Origin of the sequence: Novipirellula aureliae (genome assembly GCF_007860185.1) — a bacterium.
GTDB classification, from domain to species: Bacteria; Planctomycetota; Planctomycetia; order Pirellulales; family Pirellulaceae; genus Novipirellula_A; species Novipirellula_A aureliae.
On the sequence record NZ_SJPY01000002.1, the window covers coordinates 926,521 to 950,785 of the forward strand.

Below are 24,265 nucleotides of genomic sequence, written 5' to 3' on the forward strand. Positions count from 1 at the left end.
CGGCCACCCAGCAGGACAGATCCAAATCTAGCGAACGGGAACCAGTTCCAGTCCTTTGAATTTATAATCACTCATCACTTCAAATCCCGCCATGGGATGGATGGCGATTTTTTGTACTCCGGGCTTCGCGATCACAATCGTTCCATCGTGAGACTTCCGAGTCAGCGTCCCCGTCCTAGGCTTTGCATCAAGCACGAGGGAATCATCGACGGTCGTTAATTCGTATTGATAGGTACGACTTCCGGTATCTTCACTCATAACCTTAAAATCTCCAGGGTGAGTGACATTCACCGTCCAGATCAAACCCTGTTTGGAGTTCTCGCCCCAGCGAGAAGTCAGTTGCGTTTCGTAATCATAACTAATGCGGCGTATCTCAAACTCGCACCTCGAAACCGGCAATTTGATCACGCCATCCTCCTGCTGCTGCAACGTCTCATCGACCACATTCGCCACTTGATCCGCCAGTTCTAGGACCACGACAGTGATTCGGGGCTGCCTCAATTTTTCGGGGACACTCACGCGAATGCGGGCCCCCTCTTGGCTCACCGTCAAGGAGGTCTTCCTAGGATCAGCTAGGCAATACGCATTCGTCACTCGGGACAAAACTCCCGTCAGTTCAACCTGTTCATCGGACAACTCCTTCATATGTAAATAGAGCTTCCCTGGCTTGCTAGTGATCGCATAGGGCGGAAATTTTAGCGGACTCGGATCCGCGCCGTAAATCGATTCGCCATTGATCTCCAACCACTCCCCGATCGCCTGGACACTCTTCACCTGCGACTCCGGGATGGTGCCATCCGGGCGTGGGCCAACATTCAACAGATAAACGCCCCCGTAGCAGACGATTCGGCTGAGGCTGTAAACAAAATCCGTATAACTTTCAGAACGGTCATTTTCACCACCAGCACGGGTGTACCCCCACCCTCCTTGCGTCACGGACTCATGCGTTTGCCAGGGAACCTTCAGGTCTGGCAACCACGTCGCCTTGCTCACGCTGGGAGTGTTTCCGTTATCGATCGAAACATCGAAATGCCCGAAGCCCTGACCCAGCCTGGAATTGACCAAGGCACTCGGTTGGTTCGCCTTCACGATATCCATCATTTGTTGGCACTTGGCATCATCCATCTGAACTGGCGTGTCAAACCAAATCATGAAGATATCGCCATAGTTTTGGGTCAGTTCCTTCACTTGCATGACGGCCTTTTCCTGAAAATAGGCATCAAAATCTGCTTGCGGTTTTATTCTGGCGGGAAAATCCCAGCCGTTGCCAAAGCCGCCCTTTTCGTGCCAGTCCTGGCTTTGCGAATAGTAGAAACCCAAATTCATGCCACGCTTCGCACATTCGTCCGAAAGCTCCTTGAGAATATCGCGGCCGAAGCCAGCGAAATCGACGAGGTTATATGGATGCTTGGAATCATACATGGCAAATCCGTCATGATGTTTCGACGTAACAACAATGAACTTCATCCCAGCACTTTCGGCGATATCGACCCACTGTTTGGCATTAAATTTATCCGGTTTGAACTGGGCTGCGGCATGCTGTTCATACTCTTTGATGGAAATGCGGCCCCTATTCATGATCCATTCGGCCGCGATGTTTTTGCCGCCCCAAACCCCTTCCAATTGGGCATAGGGCCCCCAATGCACAAACAAGCCAATCTTGTCCTGGTAGAGCTGCTTCATATTGGCTCGGATCTCGGGTGTATAGGCCGACAGATCCGTTTTTCCAAAATCAACCTTGCTCCCCGTTTTTGTGATGTAGTCAACCGACGCACGACTTTCTGATTCCTGCGCATTCACCTGCATCAAACAAGCCAAGGCTAGATGTATAAAAACAAAACACACATTTTTTTGCATCCAATGAACGTTCAATTTCCAAATTCCCTATCGAGTTCCAGTTATTATTTCCAGACAATCTTGCCTTCTCCGCTTTCGGTGTTCACCCATACGCTGGCATGCTCAAATTCACGGGTGAATTCCCAGCCTTCCGGAGTCGTTCGCTCGTAAGCACCTTTGGGCGCGCCCAGCGGTTTACTCAGTTCCGGGTAGTCATGCAGGGATCCGGACGAAAGTGTCCAGCCCCATCCGTATTGAAAATAGGAATAGGGCTGTGCGCCGATCAGGTAACAGGCGAGGTAGTATTCCACTCGTTCCTTAGCCAAGGCTACTGTCCCTTGGGACCGACCACTTCGTGGGTCGCCCTGCCGGTTCTGGGGGCGGTCCTGTTCAACACCAATGCGAAAGATCGACATCTTTCCCGCCTGGGCGATACGCAACATATCGTCCCAGTCCCGCAGCAGCCCCTCCTTGCTCAGAAGTTCTTGTCGATAGTGCTCAAACATGCTGGCGTCCATCACAGGGAAAACATGATCGGCGATGGTCTGATGAGCGTTGTTGGCAAGCAGGATTTTATCCGGCCCCATTTTTTCTTTCAACGCAGCCATCATCTGCCCCATCGCCTTTTCAACCTCGGCGCTCCTGTCCTGGCGTAGCCAGAAGAAACCATGCATTTGATCAATGAAGACTCCATCGCAGCCAGAGTCAGCCACGCCCTTGGCCACGGTGCCGGACCACCACTCGCGAAACTCTGGGTTGAGCACGTCAAAAAAGAAGGTGTTGTTTCGATGAGCAAGCTTGCCCGTTTCAGGATCGACTAACAGAAACTTCTTCAATTCCGGGTATTTGTCGATTTGCCCCGGCCTAAATGCTTGGTTGTAAGAGGTAAAAGGCCAGGCATAGGCCGAGTTGAAATAAAATAGCACCTTCATCTCGGGTTTGATCTTTTTAAAGGCCGCCGCCTCGTGCTTGGCCCCCAACTCAGCAGCACCGAGTTCTTTATAGCCATGCGATTTTTCAATACAGAGATAATCGGTGCGCGCCGCAATAAATTCCACTTCCTCTGGAGTCAGTGTCCGTGTCGTGTCCCCAAACATATAGTACATCGGCACCGTGTCCCAACGGAACTCGGGATAATAGTCTTGAGGCACAAAGACACTCCCATCGCTGATGCGGTATGGATTCTTTTCCAGCCGCCCCATCTTTGATACATCCAACGCTTCGATGCCCAAGGCCAAGGCAGGACTGCCGGGCCGGAAACTAAAATCACCACTGGCAGGATCCGTAAACAAAGGGTCACCAAAAAGACTGTCCTTTTCTTTCCCTACCGCCCGCATCTTAGAAAAATGCTCATCCATCCAGTGCGAATCTGTTGGATGGTAGTAAAGATTCGACTCCATATCGGTGTCCACGATCTTAGGTCCACCCGCAGGGTTGGTGTTTCTAATTCCATTCTTAAGTCTTTCGACATAAGCACTGCCACCATCGGGATGAGACATCACAATATTGCGTTGCACTTTTGACCCTGTAACGGGCACCCATTCAAAACTAAGGTAGCCATAGATGGGTGCCGCAACGGGCGCAACAACAAAATTGTTGATGATATCATTCACGCCTTTTGAAGCGATTGCCGCAGCAAACCCAAAGTTTTTATAGAGGACATTTCCATAAATCAACGTCTCGTGCTGATCATCATCGCAGCGAATCGCTGCTGGCAGAGAATGCGCCGCATTGTCATGCACGAAGTTGTAACGAATAATATTGCCCGTCCCCGTTCCGGAAATATAGATGGCATTTCCATCGGATAGCAGTTGAACGGCATGGCTGATCTCGTTGCTTTCCAACAAATTGTGCCGAGCATGAAGGTATTTCTCGCGATTCTTCCAGTTCTCATAGCCATTGCGCGCGGTATTAACCTCATCCGCAATCTCGTGACTTCGTACCGTCCGGGCCCCTTCTCCGTTTAAGTTACCGCCGCCCCGACGAGGATTTACCCTCGTCGTGATGAGCACCGCCGCATAGCCACTATGGTGCAATTCATTATGAACCATCCGGTTATGTCCACTTTGCCAGGCCCATATCCCCGGTGAATGCCACGTGATTTCACTAAAGTGATGGATGAGATTATTGACAATATCATTGTGATGGTTGACGTCTTTGGTCCCGGGACCATACCCTACCAACAGAATCCCGGCCTCGCCCAGATGAGCAAATTCACAATTCTCGATACGATTGCGTTGAGCATACAGATCCAAACGCACTCCTGTTCCGCCTGAATCAATAAAACGGCAAGCTGTCACGCGACAATCTTCAGCACCGCGAAAACGAAGCATCGCCGTGGGCCGATCAAACATGTCCCAGTCGTGTTGCAATCCCCAGCCCAACCGCGTCTCATCGGTCGTCCAGGTCCAACGGTCCGCATGGCTAAAGGTCAGTCTAGAGAAGGCAATACCACAAACAGGTTTGTCCTTCGGCCCATCGTAATCAATGTCGCCTTCCACACGAATCAACTCACTGGTGCACGGTGCCAAAATTCCACGGGGCGATCCATCCGGAGCTGGATCAGAGGGCCACAAATAGATCTTTCGAGTTTGGGTATTGACCACCCATTCCCCGGGTTCATTCAACGCCTCAAGAATATTTTCAACCCACACCGTTGAGCCGGAAGGATTATGAACCCAACCCGGTAATGGCCCCATTCGATAGGTTGCGGAAACACCTGTTTTCGCCACCCCCGAGGCTATATCGACGGAGGCGAGCGGAAGCATGTTGATCACCCAGGGGTGCGAAGGTCTCACCTGAACTTCGACGTCCCCAATATTATCCCAAGACTTCAACGCCCCTTCTGGAAAGTGCAACGTTCGCTGATCGCCCGATTTTGTATAAGCAAAGCCAGCATTTCTGGCACGCCGCAGACGACCCTGTCGATCGTAAAGGGTGTAGAATCGGTCCATACCTACGGGCATATCGGCCACCCACACGTTGCCAGCTGCCTCAGCGGGCAATTCAGGAGACGCGGATTCCAATCGCGTCCAACCCGTGACGGGCACCCCTGCGCTAAGCACCGGCTTCTCGCCAGGATAGGCGGCGAAGGTCAGATGAGCGGGCCCCGTCAAATCTCCGGCGCCATACAACTCGAGAGGGGCCGCATCCGTTGACACGGGAGCCCCATCTTCCATTCCCAATACCAACGTTTGGTTAAGTTGATGGCGACCCTCTCGAAGATAGATAACCGCGGGCTCTTGATCACCCGATTTGCGCAATGCTCTCACCGCATCCACCGCTGCGGGGAGCGAGCCAAAAGGCTTCGCTATACTCCCGTCGGCCCGCTTCGCTCCATCAACCGACACATAGAATTCCGCAGTAAAACTCTCTCTCGGTATAAGAACGGCCAGTCCCCATAGCAGGAACAAGGCAAACACTCGCCTAAATTGAATTTTCATTTTCTTTTCCCTTTATCCACCATGTTGCTATTCGTCGGGCTCCCACTCAGAGATCCCCCCTTTTTGTTCTTCTCTTCCTTAGGTAAATGTTCAGCGAGGAAGGCCACTGTGCGTGTGTAGATCGCATCGACCGAGGGTTCAATCGGCGTGGTTCCATCGGCTTTTCGCCAATTGTGCCCCGCGTTTTTGATGATCATGATCTGAACGGGAGCCGTTAGAGCCTCCGCTTTTTCCTGCATATAATAGGCATGCTTTACCGGAATGGTGGTATCGCCGTCGCCTTGAATCATCAGCAAAGGAGGACTGTCCTTTCTCAAATAGTTGACCGGGCTCATTTCCCGGTAAAGCGCCAGCTTCTCTTCAGGTTTTGAATCCGCTTTGAGAATGCGTGGTCCGAAGCGATCTCGAAAATCAGCCCGATCATCATGGTTAAAGAGTTCCGTTTTTTCAAAGTCGCACGGTCCATACCAGGAAACCCCCGCGATCATCTTGTACGAATAGTGCGCCAACTCTTTCGCCCCAGGCAAGTCATCCGGTGACGCCAGCAACAGCATCTGGGCAATCTGCCCACCAGACGAATCGCCGAAAGTAAATACCCGGTCTGTATCGACGGACAGCGAGACGCTATTTTTGGAGAGATAACGAATAGCGTCTTTTGAATCGATGACGCAGTCGCGCATTGAAACAGTACCGCCCTTTTCCCACAACCGATAATCGACTGAAGCCACGCAGAACCCTTCTTCGGTGAGTTGATGCACGACTTTAGACATATGGGTTCCGCTGGCCGCACCGCCCTTACTGCCAACTGCCCACCCGCCGCCGTGCGTGTAGATAACGACGGGATATTTGCCGGGCTGCTCAATCGCGGGATAATAGAGATCCAAATGCAAGGCCGTTTCCGGAGTGGTCTTGTAGAGGATGTCTCTCTTCACGGTCTGCGCCTCGGCCAAAAATGGCAGCAGAACACCCGTCAGCCAAACAACGGTCAATAAAACTCGTTTATCTAGATGCCTTACGCTTTGCAACATATCAGTCCTTTCATAACTCCAACGATTATTTTTTTCTTCACAACATCCGCCCTCAAAATGGTACGAACTCTTTGTATGGCTACGAGTCTTGGTTACACGCCTCTCCGCCCATCGATCTTTCAAATAAAGCCAACAGTCGAATTACCGACAGTGACAAACCAGGAACAAACATTCAAGCTTTCCATTTTTCTTTAAGTGACCCGGATGCCCGCCGCAGGCCACTTATGACTACAACTGAATTCATAGCATCGTGACTTCAGCCGCCGTCTCCTTTGACGTAGCCCAGGAAGCGATCACGGCTCTTCGGCGAATACAATCTTCACCATATCTGGCAAATCGGTTTGCATGATCTTGGGGACGACTAGCCGCAAAGAACCGTCGCGATATTCGTAATCCATTGCCACCCCGGTTCTCAACAACGTAACGGAGGTGGGGCGATCAAGCTCATGGATAAATACCGTATTCTCTTCGTTGGGCATGGCATACCAGATACGGCCTCGAACCGTTGTGTAGTTCTGCGTCTTGTCGAGGGTGGGCAAGGGAGCATCTAAATCAATGTCATAAATCGCTTCGCGAGAATGCTTCATCCAACCCGCCATCTCATCACACACGTCGTAAAACCAGTCCATCATTTCACCGTTGCCGCGCGGAGGAACATTGACCAACAGATTGCCTCCCAATGAACGACAGCGAATCAGTTCGGCTAACAGGGTATTCGTATCCCAATGATTCCGTTCGCACTCGATTCCATAATGCCAATTCGGTGTAAAGCTATTTTCCGATTTGCGACACTCTTCCCACCACCAGCCGCATTCATTAGCGACTTTGACATTTTCGCTGGCGCCCTGATGCTCACCCTCTGGAGTGGCAATATTACCGCGTGCAACCAAAACCGTCGGTTGCATGGTCGCCAGCTCTTCGTCCTTCATGGCAACACTTCCGTCCCACCACATGACGTCGATGGGCCCGTAGTTTTGCATAAGTTCCCGTACCTGCCCCTGCGCTTCTTGTTTCTCAGCAGCCGCCATTGCTGCCGTCACCGTTGGCCTACCGATCACTTTCTCCATTTTATGATTATAGTACGCGCCAGACCCCGCTTCGCCAAAGCTCTTCTGTTCATGGGCAAAATGCCAACTTGGACCCGAATAATAGAAACCCACCTTGATCCTATTCTTCCTGCAGGCCTCCACATAGTCCTTTATCAAATCACGCCCGCCCATATATTCTCCTGTATGCCAAGACCCATACTGACTAGGCCAAAGCGCGTAGCCATCGTGGTGGCGCGCCGTTAGTACCGCATAACCGAACCCGGCCTTCGACGCAGCCGCCATCCATTTATTGGGATCATATTTGTCCGGGTTCCACGTTTCAGCCACGGCAAACATCTTGGTCGCGGGCTCCATATAGCGTCCGCTTCTTGCTTTGGCGGCATTCCACTGTATGGCCCAAGCATCCCCCGTATCGGGATTGGCGCTGGGTAGCCCCCAGTGCAGAAAGATTCCCAGCCCAGACTTGCGAAACCATTCCCACTCGGGGTGTTCGTTTGCATCAATGACCTTTCTAGCGATCAGCTTTCGGTGCAGATTTTCTCGCGCCCACTGCTGAAGTTCTTCCGGTGAGCGATCGGCCCACGGTCGATCGGCCAGTGTCTTCACATGCTTACCTTGCTCCAGAGCAAAGGGATCTTCAGCATAATTGACTTCCGATGCGCTCAAGGTTGCTACCATCAAGACACAGGCAAGGCTGAGTCTAATTCTAATCGTTGAAATCATGGTCATGATCCTTTCGGGTACTCATCTAATCATTATCGCCAGCTAAACTTGGATAAAACTCTTACGACACAAAAGTAGCCCCATCGTCATCCATTGCAAAACAACGCTCTGACACGAGGAAAAGAGCCAATCGTCCCATCCGGCTCATTGCTTGGGCATTTTTAATTTGCAATTCTCTTTTCAAATCCCTCTATTTCTTTTTGTTTCGTAAGCCCACCTCAGACATATCAAAAGGAACGATCCCTATGTTCAGCGCGGGTGAGTTCGGCCTGAACCGGAAGTCTCCATTTTCCGGATCGACGAATAACGGGTCGACCGCAAGACTGTGCTGGTCCACACCGTCCTCCTGATTTCCAACCAGCACCATCCGGCCCGCTTCAGGGTTTTCGGCGCAAAAATAGATGTTGTAATCGGTATCGGCTTCTTTTGCCCAAGCAAGAGCAAGCGGGTCTCGGCCAGCCCCCTGATCATAGAACTCGACAGGTCCCCGGGTATGATAAAGTACATTTCTCTGGATCGAGCCGCCCGTCAACGGTCCCGACTTCAGCTTTAAGTACGCCGGCAGAAAGATCTTTCCTTTGTGAACCGATTCGATGATGTCGACGATGAGGTTGTTCTCTACACGGTTATTATTCTTTAGGTGAATGCCATGAGAGACGCACTGATAAAGCAAGTTGCCGGTAATAAGAGTCCCCTTTTGCAACCCGTCGGTTCGAATGGCACTCTGCATAACGATTTCCTGGGCAATGAAATGATGGATATAGTTTTGGCGAATAACATTTCCAATCCCCGCACCGCGAAGATAGATCCCGTTCCCATCCCCCATCACCTCCATTCCATGGTGAATTTCGTTATATTCAACCAGGTTATTGCAGGAAAAGTGGTTCGATTCATCGGCCTCCACACGGTTTTCATAAGGATCGGACAGATCCTTTTCTTTGTACACAGACCGACGTTCGAAACGGTCGAGAAGCCCAGAAATGATCACGCCCGCATACGGGGTGTTATGGATTAAATTATTAGCAATCCGATTCTGCCCGCTCTGCCAGATGAATACCGCCGGAGAGTGCCAATAAATTTCGCCCACATTTTGAATATGATTATTATAAACGAGATTGTGTTTATTCACGTCCTTGGCGCCAGGGCTATATCCACAGAAAAGAATGCCGGTGCCCCCCATGTATTCAATATGGTTGTTCTGAATGGTGAGGTTCTGTCCATACAAGTCTGACCGAATCGCAGTTCCGCCGCTATGAACAAAGTGACACCCATCAACAGTACACGCTGCGGCAAATCGAAAACGCATCAGCGCATTGGCCTTATCGAACATTTCCCAGTCGTGTTGAATGCCTTTATCGTCCGGAGCCCATGAATATCGCTCCCCATGCATAAACGTTAACCCTTTAAAGCATAGATTGCGCACCGGGATGTCGGCGGCGCCCGCTTGCCCCTCCTGTCCCTGGACAAGGATAGATTCCTTCAACAAAGGTGCCACAACTCCTTTTGGTTTTTCGCCATTCCGCGCCCACAGGTACAGTTTGCCTTCCCGAGTATTCAATACCCACTCACCCGGCGCATCGAGGGCCTCTAGAACGTTCTCAACCCAGGCGCAGTCAACACCGGGAATTAAATGGAGCTCCTCCATCAGGTAGGTTGCAGTAAAAACCGTTGTGGCAATCTTCGCCTTTTCATCCACCGACTCGAGCGGAAGAATATTCATCACCCATCCTTGTCGAGGGCGCACGATGACCTCCACATCCTCCAGATTCGCCCAATTCTTAAGGGCTCCTGCCGGGAAGTGTAATAGATCCCTGTCGTAAACAGCTGATAACGTTCCCGGTTTTACGGTGGGGATAAACCCCTCTGACCGAGCCCGTGGCAACCGTCCGTCCGCATCATACAAGGTATAAAAACGCCACCGCGCATCCTTTAGGTTTGGAACATCAGCAACCCAAACCTTTCCAGCGGCAGCCGCCGGCAATGAGGAAGGCGCGGTCTCTAGCTTCTTCCACCCCTCGATTTCACGACCGGAACTGAATACCGGCGTCTCGTCTGGATAGGCAGCATAGGTGATCGTCGAATCGCCCACGCCGGAATCTTCCAAACCGAACACCACGGTTTTTTCAAGCGGATAGGTTCCGCCACGAATCAAAACAACACGATCATGATCCCCTGACCTTGTCTTTTTTAATTCACGCACCGCATTTCGTGCGCGTTCCAGCGTTGCGAACGGCCCATCTTTTCCTTGAGCATCCGGAGCCGACAACGTGCCGGACCATTGATCGGAACCTTCGGTAGACACATAAAAGTCAGCAGGAACCGCTGAATCCGCCGCAACCGCACCGAATACACTTCCCGCCATCAGAGCCAACGTCGCAATCCAATTTTTCTTCCTCATTTTCCGCCCCTTTGTTTTTGCCAAATGATCTTGGCATCTTTCGATTCAAGATCCACCCAAACCGAGGCATGTTCGAACTCTCGGCGCAACGTCCAGCCCTCCCGCACCATATCCCCAAGGGGCTCTCCCAACGGCTTGTCAAATTCGGGATACCACTCCAGACAGCCCATCTCCATCCGATAGCCCCAGTTATAGATGAAGTAGGAGTTTTCCTGGGCGCCAACTAAGAAAGCGGCGAGAGGAAAGGTGATACTCTTTCGAGCGATCTCCTGTTTTTCAGCTAGGGATTTTCTCATGAAGGCCCCGTCGATAAACGTGAACCCGGACCACCCTTTAAACACAACAATGCGTCCATTTTTACAGGCCCGCTCCATCTCGAGGATATCCTTGAGCATGCACTCCTTTGAACCGCTGTTAAAATGGCCGAAGTGCTCGATCATTGCAGCATCGGTATGCTCCGGGTAGTCGTACCCCACCTGCCAGGTCGGCGTGGAACGAATCCCGTTGTATACAATCAACTTGTCCTCACCAATCTTTTGGCGGGTTTCCCAAATGATCTCCTTGAGCCCCTGCTGAATGGCATCATATTTTTCCTGCCCCCAAAGAGGGATATTGTCTGGACTCGCCACCTGAGGAAAGGCATCCATAAACACGCCGTCGCAACTCCCCTCAACGACCGCCTTGCGGGCCACACCCGCCCACCAGTCTCTAAACTCGGGATTCGACAAGTCATACCGCTTCATTTCCAAGCGAGTATTCGGCTTAATATCTACCTGCCCATCGACGGTCTTCAGCCACCATTCGGGATGCTGTTGATACTCCTGATGCGCCTGAAACATCGGGTAATCCAAAAAGGCGTTCCAATAAAAGATCACCTTCATATCCGGATTCAGTGCTTTGAGTTGCCGAGCCTCCATCTCGATCCCTGTTTCGGTGTCCTTAAATTGGCCGGACGCATGTCCTTTTTCCAAACAGATGAAATTTGATCGGGTGGCAACAAACTTCGCCTCCGCCTCGGTCAACAACGCCGGACTGTTGCCAAAATGAAAGGCCACCGGGACGGTGTCCCAACTGAACGCGGGATACCGAGCCGCTCTCTTTTGCGCTCGCACCGAGGTAATGCGAAAGCCGATTACCAGATCATCTGGCAGCGTTTTCGGCAAGGAGATCGTCAACGCTTCTGCCGAACGCGTCCATGCCAGGGTCTCATCGCTGCCCAAGAGCTCAACCGCCCCGACCTCGTCCGCATACACCCCGCCCTTTGCCAGCGTCTTGATGACGATATCTTCCGTCGGTCGGGCCAGAACGAATGCATACAGAGCGTCTCCCTTGACGGTAAAGCGAATGTCCTGTGGCACAAAGTTCTCGAGATTTTCCTGTTGGCGGCCCTCATTGATGACAGTCGGCCCTTCTCCAAATACCGTCCAAGGGCGCGTGCCATAGATTCCCTCACCACTGGTTTTCAGAAAGTCGCCAAAGGCGGTCAAATAAGCCGCCTGATTCGCGGGAATTGTCCCATCGCCTTTCAACGCAATATTGAGCATGACCACCCCGTTTTTGCTGATGGCATCCACCGCATTGCCCACCATCACCGGAATGCTCATCTTGTTGACCGCATCTTTGCGATAGAACCAGTTGCCGGAAAGGTCCGTCGCCCACATCCAAGGTTGGGCTTGAATGTCTGCCGAACCGCCACGTTCCACATTCGGGGTATACGCTCGCTTATCCTTCCCCCCTTTCGCGGAGAACACCACCGTTTGTGAACCGCCATTTTCTGCGCGGTCACGATTCAAATAGGAAGAGAACAGCTGAAGTCCCAGAGATTTCCCGGTCCTTTCATTGGGATACGGGCAATCATTATTGAACCAATCGGGATCATACTTTTCAATGATCTCCCAACAGCGTTTGTACCAATGCTCATTCCAACGGTCCTGGCTTGCATACTTCGCCGGATCGTAGTCCATATTAAAAAATTCCCACCCGGGCGTACCCCGTTTCTGGTATTTACGAGCGGCGGAAAAAAACTTCGGAGACCAATACAAATGCGTCGAAACACCAAACTTCAGTCCATGCTTCTGCGCAGCCGCCTTCCATTCCTTCAACGTATCGCGTTTCGGTCCCATATCCACCGAGTTCCAGGAATGGGACGAATCATACATATCGAAATTATCATGATGACAAGCCACCGGCATAATGAAATGCGCACCGTTGTCCTTGCAGAACTTCACCAGTGCATCCGGATCCCATTTTTCCGCCTTAAACATCGGAATCAACTTTTCATATCCGAACTCCGACGGATGCCCATACCGTTCGGTATGCCACTGCGTGAGGGCGGCAGTCCTATCCAAATCTTCCTTAGCTCCCTTGGGCGACCAATACTCTTTAAGCCCATACATGCGGCGACCGTAATGTGAGTCATCATTCGGGCGATCTTCATCGATCGCCGAGGGGATCCCCCAGTGAAACCAAACTCCAAGCTTCCCATCTAAGAACCATTCTGGAACCTCATAGTTATCTGCCATCGATTCCCATGTTGGCTCAACCTGCGCGACAGCAGACTGCCCAACCCACAATGCCATCGCCAATATAACCATCCGCTTCATCTCATCCTCCATCCATTTCATAGCTCGGATCAACCACACGACCCAACTCGGCTTCACGCGTTCTCACCGTATTCGGGTTGTACTGCTCAGCCACCGCAATATCGCGAGACTTCTTTCGACAAACCCTCTCAGGAGAAACCCTGTTTCTCATCTAAATCGTCTTCACCGGCTGGTGCTAGGGTTGGGTCACCGCCAAACGTCTGGGCGAATGATTCTTCATCCAGCTTGCAATGAAAGGCCAGCAATTTAGAGCCCGGCAAAGGACCCTAGAATCATTTTCATCCTCTTCTCCTTCAGCATAGAAGGTTCTATTCCGGGAGGTTCAATCTTCGGGTCTTAATCCAACTCCACCAAAACGGATGAGATTAGATGTCCTCGGGTGTCTTTCAAATTCACGTAATACGTCTGGCAACTCTTCGGAAGCTGAGCCACCACCGTTCCCGCCTCGGCGTTCACCAATGCCTTCCGCTCGATCCAGGGCCCCGGCCGAGAATGTTTTGCCCCCGGATCACCCGCCGGTTTGCGATAGGTAAGCGGTTCGTTTAAATAATAAACCGTCGCGCTTTCCAGCGGCACATCCGATTTGTACATAAGCTTCACATCTCGCCCCGACGGCTGCTTTACGATACGTCCAAGCGCCGCGCCTTGCCCCTTGAGAATATGGTCTGCAAAGGCATAAATTTCAGGAACCCGTTTCTTATCCCACCCAGGACCGTGTCCGTGCGCCAACCCGGGGTGAATATTCAAAAATGCATGGTCGTCTGTCGTCTCAAAGCAGTGCGAGGTTGTGTTGACGGAAAAGTGGCCGTCGCTATCGCTGTTGACCCAGAGGGTTGGAACGGACCCTTCCACGATATAGCGAGACGGATCCCAGAACTTCTGCGCATCGGTTTTCACACTGGCAAAATGGCCGAGTGAATCGAAGAGGTACCCACAACCATATACCGGCATCGCGCACTTATAGCGCGAATCGATTCCAGAGACCAGACTGCTCAAAATGCCGCCCCAGGAAATACCGGTCACACCGATCCGATCCGCATCCACGCCCGGCTGCGCTGCCAGAAGCGAATTTGCGATGAAAATATCGGACACCGCATGATACATCCACTGCTCATTGAGCGGCAGTTCTGCATCATCAAATCGGCCGACTCGAGAGGGACCACTAAACTCATGTCGAATTTTCCCGGCACCCTTCTCGTTCGGCATATGCCCTTCCAGACTCATCGAGATGGCCGCATACCCGCGATCGTTCCAAATCTTAACCCAATTGTAAAAAGCGGTTCCACCGCCCCCGTGAACCAGTACCATGGCTGGCACCGGCTCATCGCTCTGCGGAATGCCAATGTAGGCAAACGCCCGTGTGGGTTTCCCTTTGTAGTCGAGCGTGTCATAAAAGATCGCTTGAATATCGCCTTGGTCCTGCTCCGGAACACGATGAATGTCTGGAACCTCATAGACCTTATCGTCCAATAGCAGGGAATCACCCGCAACCGCTGACACACTCAACGATACGAGCACCAACAAGCACCAACCTGTTCTTTTTAACATAGCAATCTCATTACAATTCTGGATGTTTTCCAACCTCTAGAAAATCACAGTTTCTTTTTCCAGAGTTTGGGATTCTTTTTTTTCCATTAGAAAGCGTCACTGCTGGGTAGCCGACGAGGATTCGACCCGTGAAAACTCACTCAACGTCGCGTTCGTCAGAGCGTCAGGATCGCCGGAACAAACGGCCATTCCTGCCTCAACCCGCTCGGGCAACGCGAGGGCAACCTGCCCAATCTCTGTCCAGGTCTTTTCGTCAACAGAACAGGAACCGGTAAAAACATCCCCATTTCGGACCAGCTTTACATACGGACCTTTCGCGGCATCTGCCTGCCCAATAAGACTCAAACCCTCTCCCCTGCTGTTCCGGCAGACCATAACCATTTCTCCCGAAGGATCACGGAGTACCGCGATGGTTCTAGCGTCTGAAACAATGACGGTTCCGTCTTTGTATGCGGCCACATAGTTCTCTACATACTGATCGTCCGCATAATCTTCGAGAGGGGTTTCTACCGGTTCCACGCGTTCACGGAACATGATTCCTGCGCGAGCATTGGCATGGGTGTTTTCCAACGCAGAGAGTTTTGCCTTTAGTTCTCCATTGCCGTAATGGAGATCGGACAGAAAGAAGAAATTATCTCCGGTGCCGGATATATTCCCGCCGCCTTGTAACGAATAGGTATAGTCACTGTGTGATGTCCCGTCGCCCTTCAACGCCGGATTCCCTACATTGTTTTTCCACAATACACGGTGCACTGCTTTGCCCGATTTTGATTTCAAATCGTAAAACAGATCGCAGTGCTCGAAGCTGCGGGTGATGACATGCCCATCCCACAGGGCCTGACTATACGGCGCACCCAGTGGACGCAGGCCTTGGTCTACCCAGTCGGCCAACCATTTGTACTGTTCATCGACGGCATCGACCGATGCTTGATAGAATAAATAGGAATAGGGTTCCACATAGCCCAGGTAGAAGGCCAGGACAGGATCGAACCGATCTTCTATCTCACGGAGGGTTCGATGACCTAACCCGCTTCGAATCATTGTTAGTCTCTTTTTTCGTGCCGCTTCCTGTTGAAACCTAAGGCTGAAAGGGATGTTCCTATAGGCGGGGCCTTCCCTATAGAGTCCATCTGCAAAGGCAATCCGTTCGCGATACTCAATATCGTTGCCATTGTTAACGATATGAAGCTTGTTATCCGGCAGTTTTTCATAGAGCGGCATATACAAAAATGCGGGGTAATCTCTTCGGTCAATAAAGGTGCCGTCCACAACCTCATTTTTATTATCCGTAATGAAGGGCTCACCATTTTCAGCGAAGCCTTCTTCCAGCCCCAACATCTTGTAAATGCTCCCCCGCCACCATTCCTGGAACCGTGGGTTCATCCGGCTATATTGACGAACTCTGTTCCGGACCAGAGGTCGAACATTTACGAACTCGTCCTTTTCTTCTTGCGTTAAAGGATCGATTCCATAATCGCCAAAGTCGAGTTCATGATTCCAATAGAAGATTGATTTTAAGTCCGGGTTGACCTCTTTCAGCCTCCGGGTGGTCTTTCGGTATCCAGCAAACCCGCCATTGGCTTTTTCGAGAACAATCACCGGGTAGGACTTGGCCATCCTCTCAATCTGCCTATCGGTATAGCCGGCTCTGCCGTGGCGAATCAGCATGGTTCTTTGCAGCCGATCCCAGGAAAACGTTGGAAACGCGTTGTCCAATTTCGCCTGCGTCATCGACTCATAGGGGGTAGGACCATAGGTGTGGCCATTCGGCAAATCACCATACACATGATCCGGGTCTTCAACCAACAAAGAAGGATTTCTTACAATAAAGTTCAACTGCAGATTTCCGTCCGAAAAATGCGACTCAAAATCGTGCAACTCTAAGCCATTGGCTGATAGATCAGCGCCGCCTATGGTGACGTTTTCCATGGAAAAGGTTTTCGCATCGTAATTGACCAGGAGATCAAACCGCAGCACATCGGCTCGATCGTCACCGATAAAACTATTTCCAGTCCAGATAACGGTAAAAGCCGTCGTCGATTCTTCATTCACTCGTGTACAGGCAAGATCTGGATGATAGAGGTCCACGTTACGGTATCCGTTTGCCAGCACCATGTCGTCCCAGATTTCAGTATCATTTCCAGCCAAAGGCTTAATGGTTAGCCAAAAATGACTGTTCCGGCCTGAGTTGTCCGCCGCTTGGGCCCATCCAACGATCAACATACTAATGCATATCGCGAAACCTATTTTATTCTTCATACGTCCTTATCCTTCTACTGATTAAGTGCCCTCACGCGAGAGAGCGTCATTTTTATACAAACACGTTCACGTCCACTCAATTCACTCCGCAATAGGCAACAGCTCTACGCTTCGAAGCTGCGGAGCGGGCCCAGCAGAATCGGGTGCCACGTCCAGTGTCAGCGTCTGCATGCCGGGCGCCGAGAGGGTTACCGTTCCGAGAACCGCAATCGACTCCTGAATTTTGTCGGTGGGCAATTCAATCGTTTTGCGCTTCTCAAATTCGTTCAAGTCATTCACCACGGATTGACCATCCACCGTCGCCCGCAGGCGGCAGCCTTTGCTCGGCCCAATACTCGCCACAACCACCTGATAGGTCCCCGGTTCCACCAATCGGAAATCCCAGCTCAACGCCTGCCCCGGCGTCCTGAGGCCCGCGACGCTCAACATTCGTGCAGGGACAATCCCTTGTCCGCCCAACGGCACCGTAAACTCTTTAAAGTCCATTGCACGGCGAGGCTTATTGGCCATAAACTCGGTGTCATGAATGATGCCGGTGTAGGCATCCAGAACGACGGATCCATCATTTTGCTGCATGTGGACCTGCTCCATCGAAGCCTCACCTTCCACCGTCAATGCGATCACCGAAACACATGCATCGGGTGCCGTCTGAGGCACATTGATTTTGTGGCGTCGAAGACCAGCTGCGGGATCAAAGGTCGACGTGTACGTCAACGCCGCGCCGCCATCCAACAACGTGGCACTTACGATTTTATTATTGAGGCCATCGAGTTCAAAACTGCCGTCTGCGGGCCAATCCACCACGTTCAGATAGAGAATGGTGTTCTTCCCATCCTTGCGTTGCGTCATGGATCCCCAGTTCAGTCCGAACGGATACGGCCCGGCTTCCGTTCCATAAATCGCCTCGCCGTTTATCGCAAGCCAATCGCCCATTCCCTTAAATCGCGCAATGGCCGCCTCATGAAAAACGCCCTGTGAATTGGGAGCAACATTCAGCAAAAAGTTCCCTCCCTTGCCGACGATTTTCACCAACCGCTCCAGCAGATCCTCAACAGATTTATACTCATCCGCGTTTGCGCTGTAGCCCCAGCCATTATTCATACAGATCGCCGACTCAAAAGTTTGTCCAATGTTTACAGGCGGCGTCTGGTTGTCACCCATGCTCATATAATCGACATACCGCAAGCTGTCGTCGTCGCCGAGTCGACTGTTGCTAATCGCTCCATAGGAGTGAAGAAGGTCCACCATGTCCTGCTGACCCAACATGCGTTTGCGCTCCGGCGGTCGGAACCCGCTTCCCCCGTCAAACCAGAACAGGAAGGGATCATACTTCACACACAGTTCCTCAATCTGTTCATACATATAAATCATGTACTGAGAAATATCCGCATCCGGAACAATGGCATTTCGCAGCGGAGCCCGATTTTGATATTTGGGGTCATACAAGGGATGGTTGTAGTCCGCGATGGAATAATAGCAGCCCAAGCGAATATCATTCGCCTGGCAAGCCTCGGACAGCTCCCCGACAATATCCCGTTTGAACGGCGCCGCGTCCATCACATCGTATTCCGTCAAAGCCGAATCAAAAATACAGAACCCTGCGTGATGCTTCGTCGTGATAACGATGTATTTTACGCCACCGTCTTTGGCAACTTGCAGCCACTGGTTCGCATCAAAATCAACCGGATTAAACTCATTGACATCACGATGGGCCTGGAAATGAACAAACATCCCAAACTTCGCATCGCGAAACCACTCCAATTGCTCTTCCGCTGTCTGCGCACCAACCACACGGGTGCTTGCCAACAACGCAGCCACAACGAACACAGATAATTTCCCAAACTTCATACTTCACGTCTCCTTTTTATTAAATTCAGATCCTCAACGCACAACGATAACTCTTCTATTTCCCGCGAATCGCCTTACGGACTTCCTCCATCACCGCCATGCATTTGGGGTTAAAAATGGGATGCTCATCCGTTACATCAGCGGTCATAATCAGATTGATGGTGACGGGAACCTTCTCCGTGGCCATGCGTTTGAAAAAGGCAACGTATTCTTCGGTGGAATGAGAAGGCCCTTTGCCGAACTCACCATTCATCGGCTTGTTGGAGAACCACCCCTCCTGATCCATCAGACACCACCACGCGGAGGTCACATCGCCGAGCTGTTTGCCCGGACCAATAATTGCGGGATCAGGCTGCAGCAATTCCTTGCCGCCGTCGGTCACCGTTAACTCACTAAACGGACTGACCCTCGGCCCCCGGTTCGAACTGAACCCTGCCACCGCATTGGGATTGCCTGCCTTGATTGCGCGGGCCCAGTCTTCCCACGACACATCGAGCGGGTAATCGTTCATCAAGGAGCCGTCAATGTAGCCGAAACCCATCAGCTTCTCGCCATATCGCAAACTGGCATATCGCAAGATGGAAGCGATATTATCGCTGAAACGGGTTTTATCGTCATCAAGCGCACCCGCCGCCGGACGAAACGTCGTTTCATATCCGTTGTAGGCAGTGTGCATATAAAACAATGTGCGAATCCCCCGACGATCCAGCTCGGTGATGATTTCCCCCAGCAGGTCGCGTTCGGCAGTGCGGCCCGGCATAATTTTATCCAAAGCGGCATTCGGTGCCGGCCAAAAGAAACCCTTGTGCGTAGAGGTAAAGACAATCCACGCTGCCCCGGTACGCTCAATGGCATCCGCAAACACGTTTACATCGAACATTTTAACGGCGTCTTGAAACCAATCCGCGCGCGGAGTATTCCCCGTAAACCCATGACTAAGCGCCGACCAATGAACAAAGATGCCATATTTTCCGTCAACCATCCATGATGCATCACCCCGAATCGCTTGGGCCCGCTCCACTTGCGCCTTGCGTGCAGTCGCGGTTCCAATTTCAATCGACCACAGATGAAGGCCTTGTGTGATGCCATAACCAAATCGATCGGCAGCCACGACTTTCGGTTGCGTGTCAGGCAAACGCACGGTGATTTGATTCTCACCTGCTTTCAAACGAAGCGTGCCGGGAAGCTCTTGCCTCCAGAAAAAGGGTCGATTTTCCCAGGTACAGGTAATCGATGGCGCAACAAGAACGGAGTCTCCGCAACTCACTTCAATGTTATGCTGATCCCGCATGCTGTACAGCAAACTGATGACATAATCCCCGTCTTCTGGCGCAGCCACCGTCCAGCGGATCGTGTCCTGCGGCGTCTCAAAGCCGTAGATCGCACGATTCACTTCCTGCTTCACATTCGCAGAGAGCTCTCCACGCGAGCCGGTAATGACAGTCACATCGTCTGCCTTCAACGGAACGACTCCCTTGATTAAGCGAACCTCCGCTCTCTTCTCTGCCGCGCTCACAGTGGACGCCATCATCAACATCCACACCGCGGCGATGCAAACCGATAGGCTCGTCATTCCGGTTCGAACTCTCATAAAGATCCCTTTTGTCAGCAAGATAATTCTCCAAACAGGACACACCGATTTCCAGGTGATCCTTACGTCATTTTTTTAATATCTAGTAACACACTCGCATGTTCAAATTCGCGGGTCTAGACATATCCATCCTTCACTGCTGGCCCTTTAGGAGACTGCTGAGACAGCAGCAACCAACCTATGCCGGAGGCCGAAACACAACCTAGGCCGGAGGCCGAAACATCCGCTGCCGGTGGCGTGAGCCACCGGAATGGATGACAACCGAGCCGCTAGCCCGGAGGGCGACACACCAGCGATGGTGTGTCGGCCTCTGGCCTGAAAACAATGCTACGACTTCAGTAGTCTCCTTCGGCGGCCCCAGCCGCTTCCGGTACTCTTCAAACTCTTTCAGCCAGACCAAACTGTCATTCCCATTCACGCTGTATCCATCATGCGGGCAGACAAACACATTCACCTTCATGCCTGACCCCTTCATGATCGAGGCCCTTCATGATCGAGGCCCTTCATGATCGAGGCCCTTCATGATCGAGGCCCTTCACATTGCAAACCGAACCTACCTCGATCGCCGCCCCGTTGCCTGCTGGTCCGCGGCTCGCGCTTCGGAGGTGAAGAGAACATCCGAAGCGGCCCCCTTCCCCTGGATCGTTGCCGTCTTATTCTCCAAATCAACCCGCACGCTTAGGTTCTCGAACTCACGTGTATACACCCACCCATCGCGAACCGCTTTGTCCAGTGGCTTGCCGGGAACTAGATCATATTCTGGAAAGTCAGAGAGCATGCCCTTGGTCTTCGCGTAGCCCGAGTTCATGATGAAGTAACTGTCGGGACCATACAACAACAGAAACGCAGCAAAGGAAAACGTAATGTTACTGCGGGAATCGCCCCAACCGGAGCTACAGCGTGGCACGATTAACTTGCCGCTGTCGACTTCCAACAACGCATCCAACATCGTTGCCGCAGCCTCCTTTGTATTTTGCGGACTGGTCAGAAAGAGCTCCACAAAAACCCCACTTGCATGCTCCAACACCTCCGCGCCGCCCTGAAGAACACCTTCAGAGGGTGCCCTGTATCCATTGTAGAGAACAATCTTTTCGTCGCCGATCTTTGCCCGCAGTTCATCCAAAGCCTTGCACAATCCATCCATTAAACCAGACACATCTGCTTTCGGAACCGCATCGATAAAGACACCATCCAAGTCACCTCGCTGAATACAGTCGGCAATGGAATCGACCCACCACTTTCGGCAATTCGGATTATTTAGGTCGTAGATTTCATATTTCGTGCCGCTTCCAACCGTCCAGATCCTGTGCACCCACTCCGGATGTTGGTTAAACTCCTGATTGGATTCATAGAAGGCGTCGTAGTTCATGACGGCGTTCCAGTACAGCAGCACCTTCATATCCGGATTAATGGCCTTTAACTTTTTCGCCGTTCCGATCGTCGCCGCCTCCGTATTGGGCTTAGGGCCATACTCCGCATAGGCATGCCTCTTTTCGACCGTAAATATGGAGTAGTTGTTTGCGATATACTCATACTCCTCCGCCGTGAAATCATGCGGCTCGCTATAGCCATGCCCATACCGCTGAATGCGTTCGGTGTATCCATCGCCGCCCGACGTGGATGCCTCGGAATCGACTCTCCCCATCTTTGACGTATCGAGGGGTTCAATGCCTAGCTTCGAAGCTGGACTGCCGGGCTTAAAGCGAAAGTCTCCATTCGCCGGGTCCACAAACATAGGGTCCCCAACCAGGCTGGACTTCTCTAATCCTGCCGCCCGCATCTTCGCAAAATGCTCATCCATCCATTTCGGGTCTGTCGGATGATAATACAGATTCGAATCCATATCCGTATCAACAAGCTTCGGCACCGGCTTCCCTAAATTGTCCGGGATACGAACCCGCTCGTTATGCGCCTTTCCACCCTCTGGATGGGACACAATAATATTGCGATGCACTTTGGAGCCCGGCACGGGAACCCATTCATAACTGAGGTATCCACTCGATGGCACAACCGCGGGCGCGACAATAAAATTATTGACGATATCATTGACACCCTTCGAAGCGATTCCCGCGGAAAACCCGCCATTATTATAGAGGACATTTCCGTAGATCAGCGTCTCATACTGATCATCATCGCATCGGATCGCTGCCGGTAACGACAACGCACGATTATCATGCAGATAGTTGTAGCGGAGAATATTGCCTGTCCCGGTTCCCGACACATAAATGCCGTTCCCGTCGGAAAGCAACTCAACGGAGTGCGAAATTTCGTTGTATTCAAACAGATTGTGCCGGGCATGATTGTATTTTTCGCGTGCCTTCCAACTCTCATAGCCATCGCGTTTTACGGTTTTGTCCGCCTCCGCGATCTCATGCTGGCGAACGGTGCGTCCGCCCTCCCCGTTCAAACTCCGGGTCGGCTCCACACGCGTCGTAATCAACACCGCCGCATAACCGCTATGCGATAGCTCGTTATGCACCATCCGGTTATGACCACTTTGCCAGGCCCAAATCCCTGGCGAATGCCAAGTAATCTCACTGAAATGATGGATATAGTTATTGACAACATCATTGTGATGGTTGACATCTTTCGTACCCGGGCCATACCCCGCCAAAAGAATGCCCGCCTCACCTAAATGCGCCAGCTCACAGTTAGCAATGCGGTTGCGTTGCGCATGTAAATCCAACCGCACCCCGGAACCACCCGAATGCATAAACGAACAATCAACCACCTGGCACGATTCGGCTCCGCGGAAACGGAGCATCGCTGTCGGCCGGTCGAACAGATCCCAATCGTGCTGCATTCCCCACCCAAGGCGGGTGTCATCGGTCGTCCATGCCCAACGATCCGCATGCGTAAACGTCAGCCCCTCAAAAGCAATGCCCCGCACCGGAATATCGGTGGAGCCCTCATAATCAATCTGTCCTTCCACCCGGATTAACTCACTAACACTTGGCGCAAGAATCCCTCGCGGCGAACCATCTCCAGCCGGATCGGACGGCCACAAATAGATCTTTCGTGTCTGGGTATTCACCACCCATTCACCGGGCTCGTCCAACGCTTCCAAAATATTCTCAACCCATACGGTTGACCCAGAAGGATTGTGAACCCACTTGGGAAGCGGCCCCATCCCATAGGTTGCCGAAACGCCCGTCGTCGCAACCCCCGAAGCGGGATCCACCGAAGCCAGCGGCAGCATATTGATCACCCAGGGACGGGATGGGCGAACCTGAACCTCCACATCCTCAAGATTCTCCCAGTTCTTCAATGCCCCTTCCGGGAAATGCAACGTGCGATGATCGCCGGCCTTTGTGTAATCAAACCCTGAATTCCGAGCACGATTCAAACGGCCCGTTCCATCATACAGCGTATAAAACCGATCCAGCCCCTGGGGCAGGTCAGCAACCCAAACCTTGCCAGCCGCTTTCGCTGGCAGACCCACAGGCGCCGATGCCAATCGTGTCCAGCCCGTTACTGGAACCCCTCCGCTCACAACCGGGTGCTCCCCAGGATACGCCGCAAACGTCAAATAAGGATCCATGATATCGCCAGCACCATACTGCTCGAGAGCACTGCTGCTCAAGGAAGCAGGAGCCCCATCTTCAAGCCCCAACACCAAGGTTTGGTTCAGTTGATGCCGTCCTTCGCGCAAAACAATCCTCACAGGATCGGCATACCCCGACTGACGCAATTCCCTCACTGCTTTTAGAGCATCCGGCAACGATCCATACGGAGCCTCCAGGCTGCCATTTGCACCCACATTTTCCAAAGTGGACACATACAATTCTTTCGCGATTCCTTGCTGGCCTCCCAAAAGAAGCAACAAAACAATCACCACATAAAGCACTCGATTTCTCATTCTAATTCTCTTGATTTCATGCGACGTAGCCTAAATGGGTTCAAATCTCCTCATCGGTGAACGCGGTGTCCCTGCGGATA

General features: G+C 51.9%; 11 protein-coding genes. All 11 read right to left on the reverse strand.

Features of this window, described 5'->3' with window-relative positions:
- Window positions 1–27: 27 nt before the first annotated feature.
- The 11 genes from Q31b_RS09110 to Q31b_RS09160 all read right to left on the reverse strand — a co-directional run bounded on the left by Q31b_RS09110 (window position 28) and on the right by Q31b_RS09160 (window position 24,185).
- Window positions 28–1,806, reverse strand: coding sequence for an alpha-L-fucosidase (locus Q31b_RS09110; protein ID WP_197171227.1), 1,779 nt, complete (start codon window positions 1,804–1,806; stop codon window positions 28–30).
- A 95-nt stretch (window positions 1,807–1,901) separates the two neighbouring features.
- Window positions 1,902–5,258: a putative glycoside hydrolase gene (locus Q31b_RS09115; protein WP_231617416.1), complete on the reverse strand. Its 3,357-nt coding sequence runs from the start codon at window positions 5,256–5,258 to the stop codon at window positions 1,902–1,904.
- A gap of 17 nt (window positions 5,259–5,275) precedes the next feature.
- Entirely contained in the window at window positions 5,276–6,307 is a 1,032-nt protein-coding gene (locus tag Q31b_RS09120) for an alpha/beta hydrolase family protein (RefSeq protein ID WP_146599337.1), read from the reverse strand.
- A gap of 293 nt (window positions 6,308–6,600) precedes the next feature.
- The gene (locus tag Q31b_RS09125; RefSeq protein ID WP_146599338.1) at window positions 6,601–8,079 is read right to left on the reverse strand and encodes an alpha-L-fucosidase; all 1,479 of its coding nucleotides are present in this window, start codon (window positions 8,077–8,079) and stop codon (window positions 6,601–6,603) included.
- A 190-nt stretch (window positions 8,080–8,269) separates the two neighbouring features.
- Window positions 8,270–10,477, reverse strand: a complete 2,208-nt coding sequence (locus tag Q31b_RS09130; RefSeq protein ID WP_231617417.1) for a right-handed parallel beta-helix repeat-containing protein — start codon at window positions 10,475–10,477, stop codon at window positions 8,270–8,272.
- On the reverse strand, window positions 10,474–13,080 hold the full coding sequence (locus Q31b_RS09135) for an alpha-L-fucosidase (protein ID WP_146599339.1): 2,607 nt from the start codon (window positions 13,078–13,080) through the stop codon (window positions 10,474–10,476). Before Q31b_RS09135 ends, Q31b_RS09130 begins: the two co-directional genes overlap by 4 nt.
- Before the next feature lie 336 nt (window positions 13,081–13,416).
- Window positions 13,417–14,628: an alpha/beta hydrolase family protein gene (locus Q31b_RS09140; protein WP_146599340.1), complete on the reverse strand. Its 1,212-nt coding sequence runs from the start codon at window positions 14,626–14,628 to the stop codon at window positions 13,417–13,419.
- A gap of 96 nt (window positions 14,629–14,724) precedes the next feature.
- Entirely contained in the window at window positions 14,725–16,887 is a 2,163-nt protein-coding gene (locus Q31b_RS09145) for a hypothetical protein (RefSeq protein ID WP_146599341.1), read from the reverse strand.
- An 81-nt stretch (window positions 16,888–16,968) separates the two neighbouring features.
- Entirely contained in the window at window positions 16,969–18,735 is a 1,767-nt protein-coding gene (locus Q31b_RS09150; RefSeq protein WP_146599342.1) for an alpha-L-fucosidase, read from the reverse strand.
- Between the two features lie 55 nt (window positions 18,736–18,790).
- Window positions 18,791–20,326: an alpha-L-fucosidase gene (locus tag Q31b_RS09155; protein ID WP_146599343.1), complete on the reverse strand. Its 1,536-nt coding sequence runs from the start codon at window positions 20,324–20,326 to the stop codon at window positions 18,791–18,793.
- Between the two features lie 553 nt (window positions 20,327–20,879).
- Window positions 20,880–24,185 carry a putative glycoside hydrolase gene (locus Q31b_RS09160; protein WP_146599344.1) on the reverse strand — a complete coding sequence of 1,102 codons (3,306 nt, stop codon included), beginning with the start codon at window positions 24,183–24,185 and terminating at the stop codon, window positions 20,880–20,882.
- Between the last annotated feature and the right edge of the window lie 80 nt (window positions 24,186–24,265).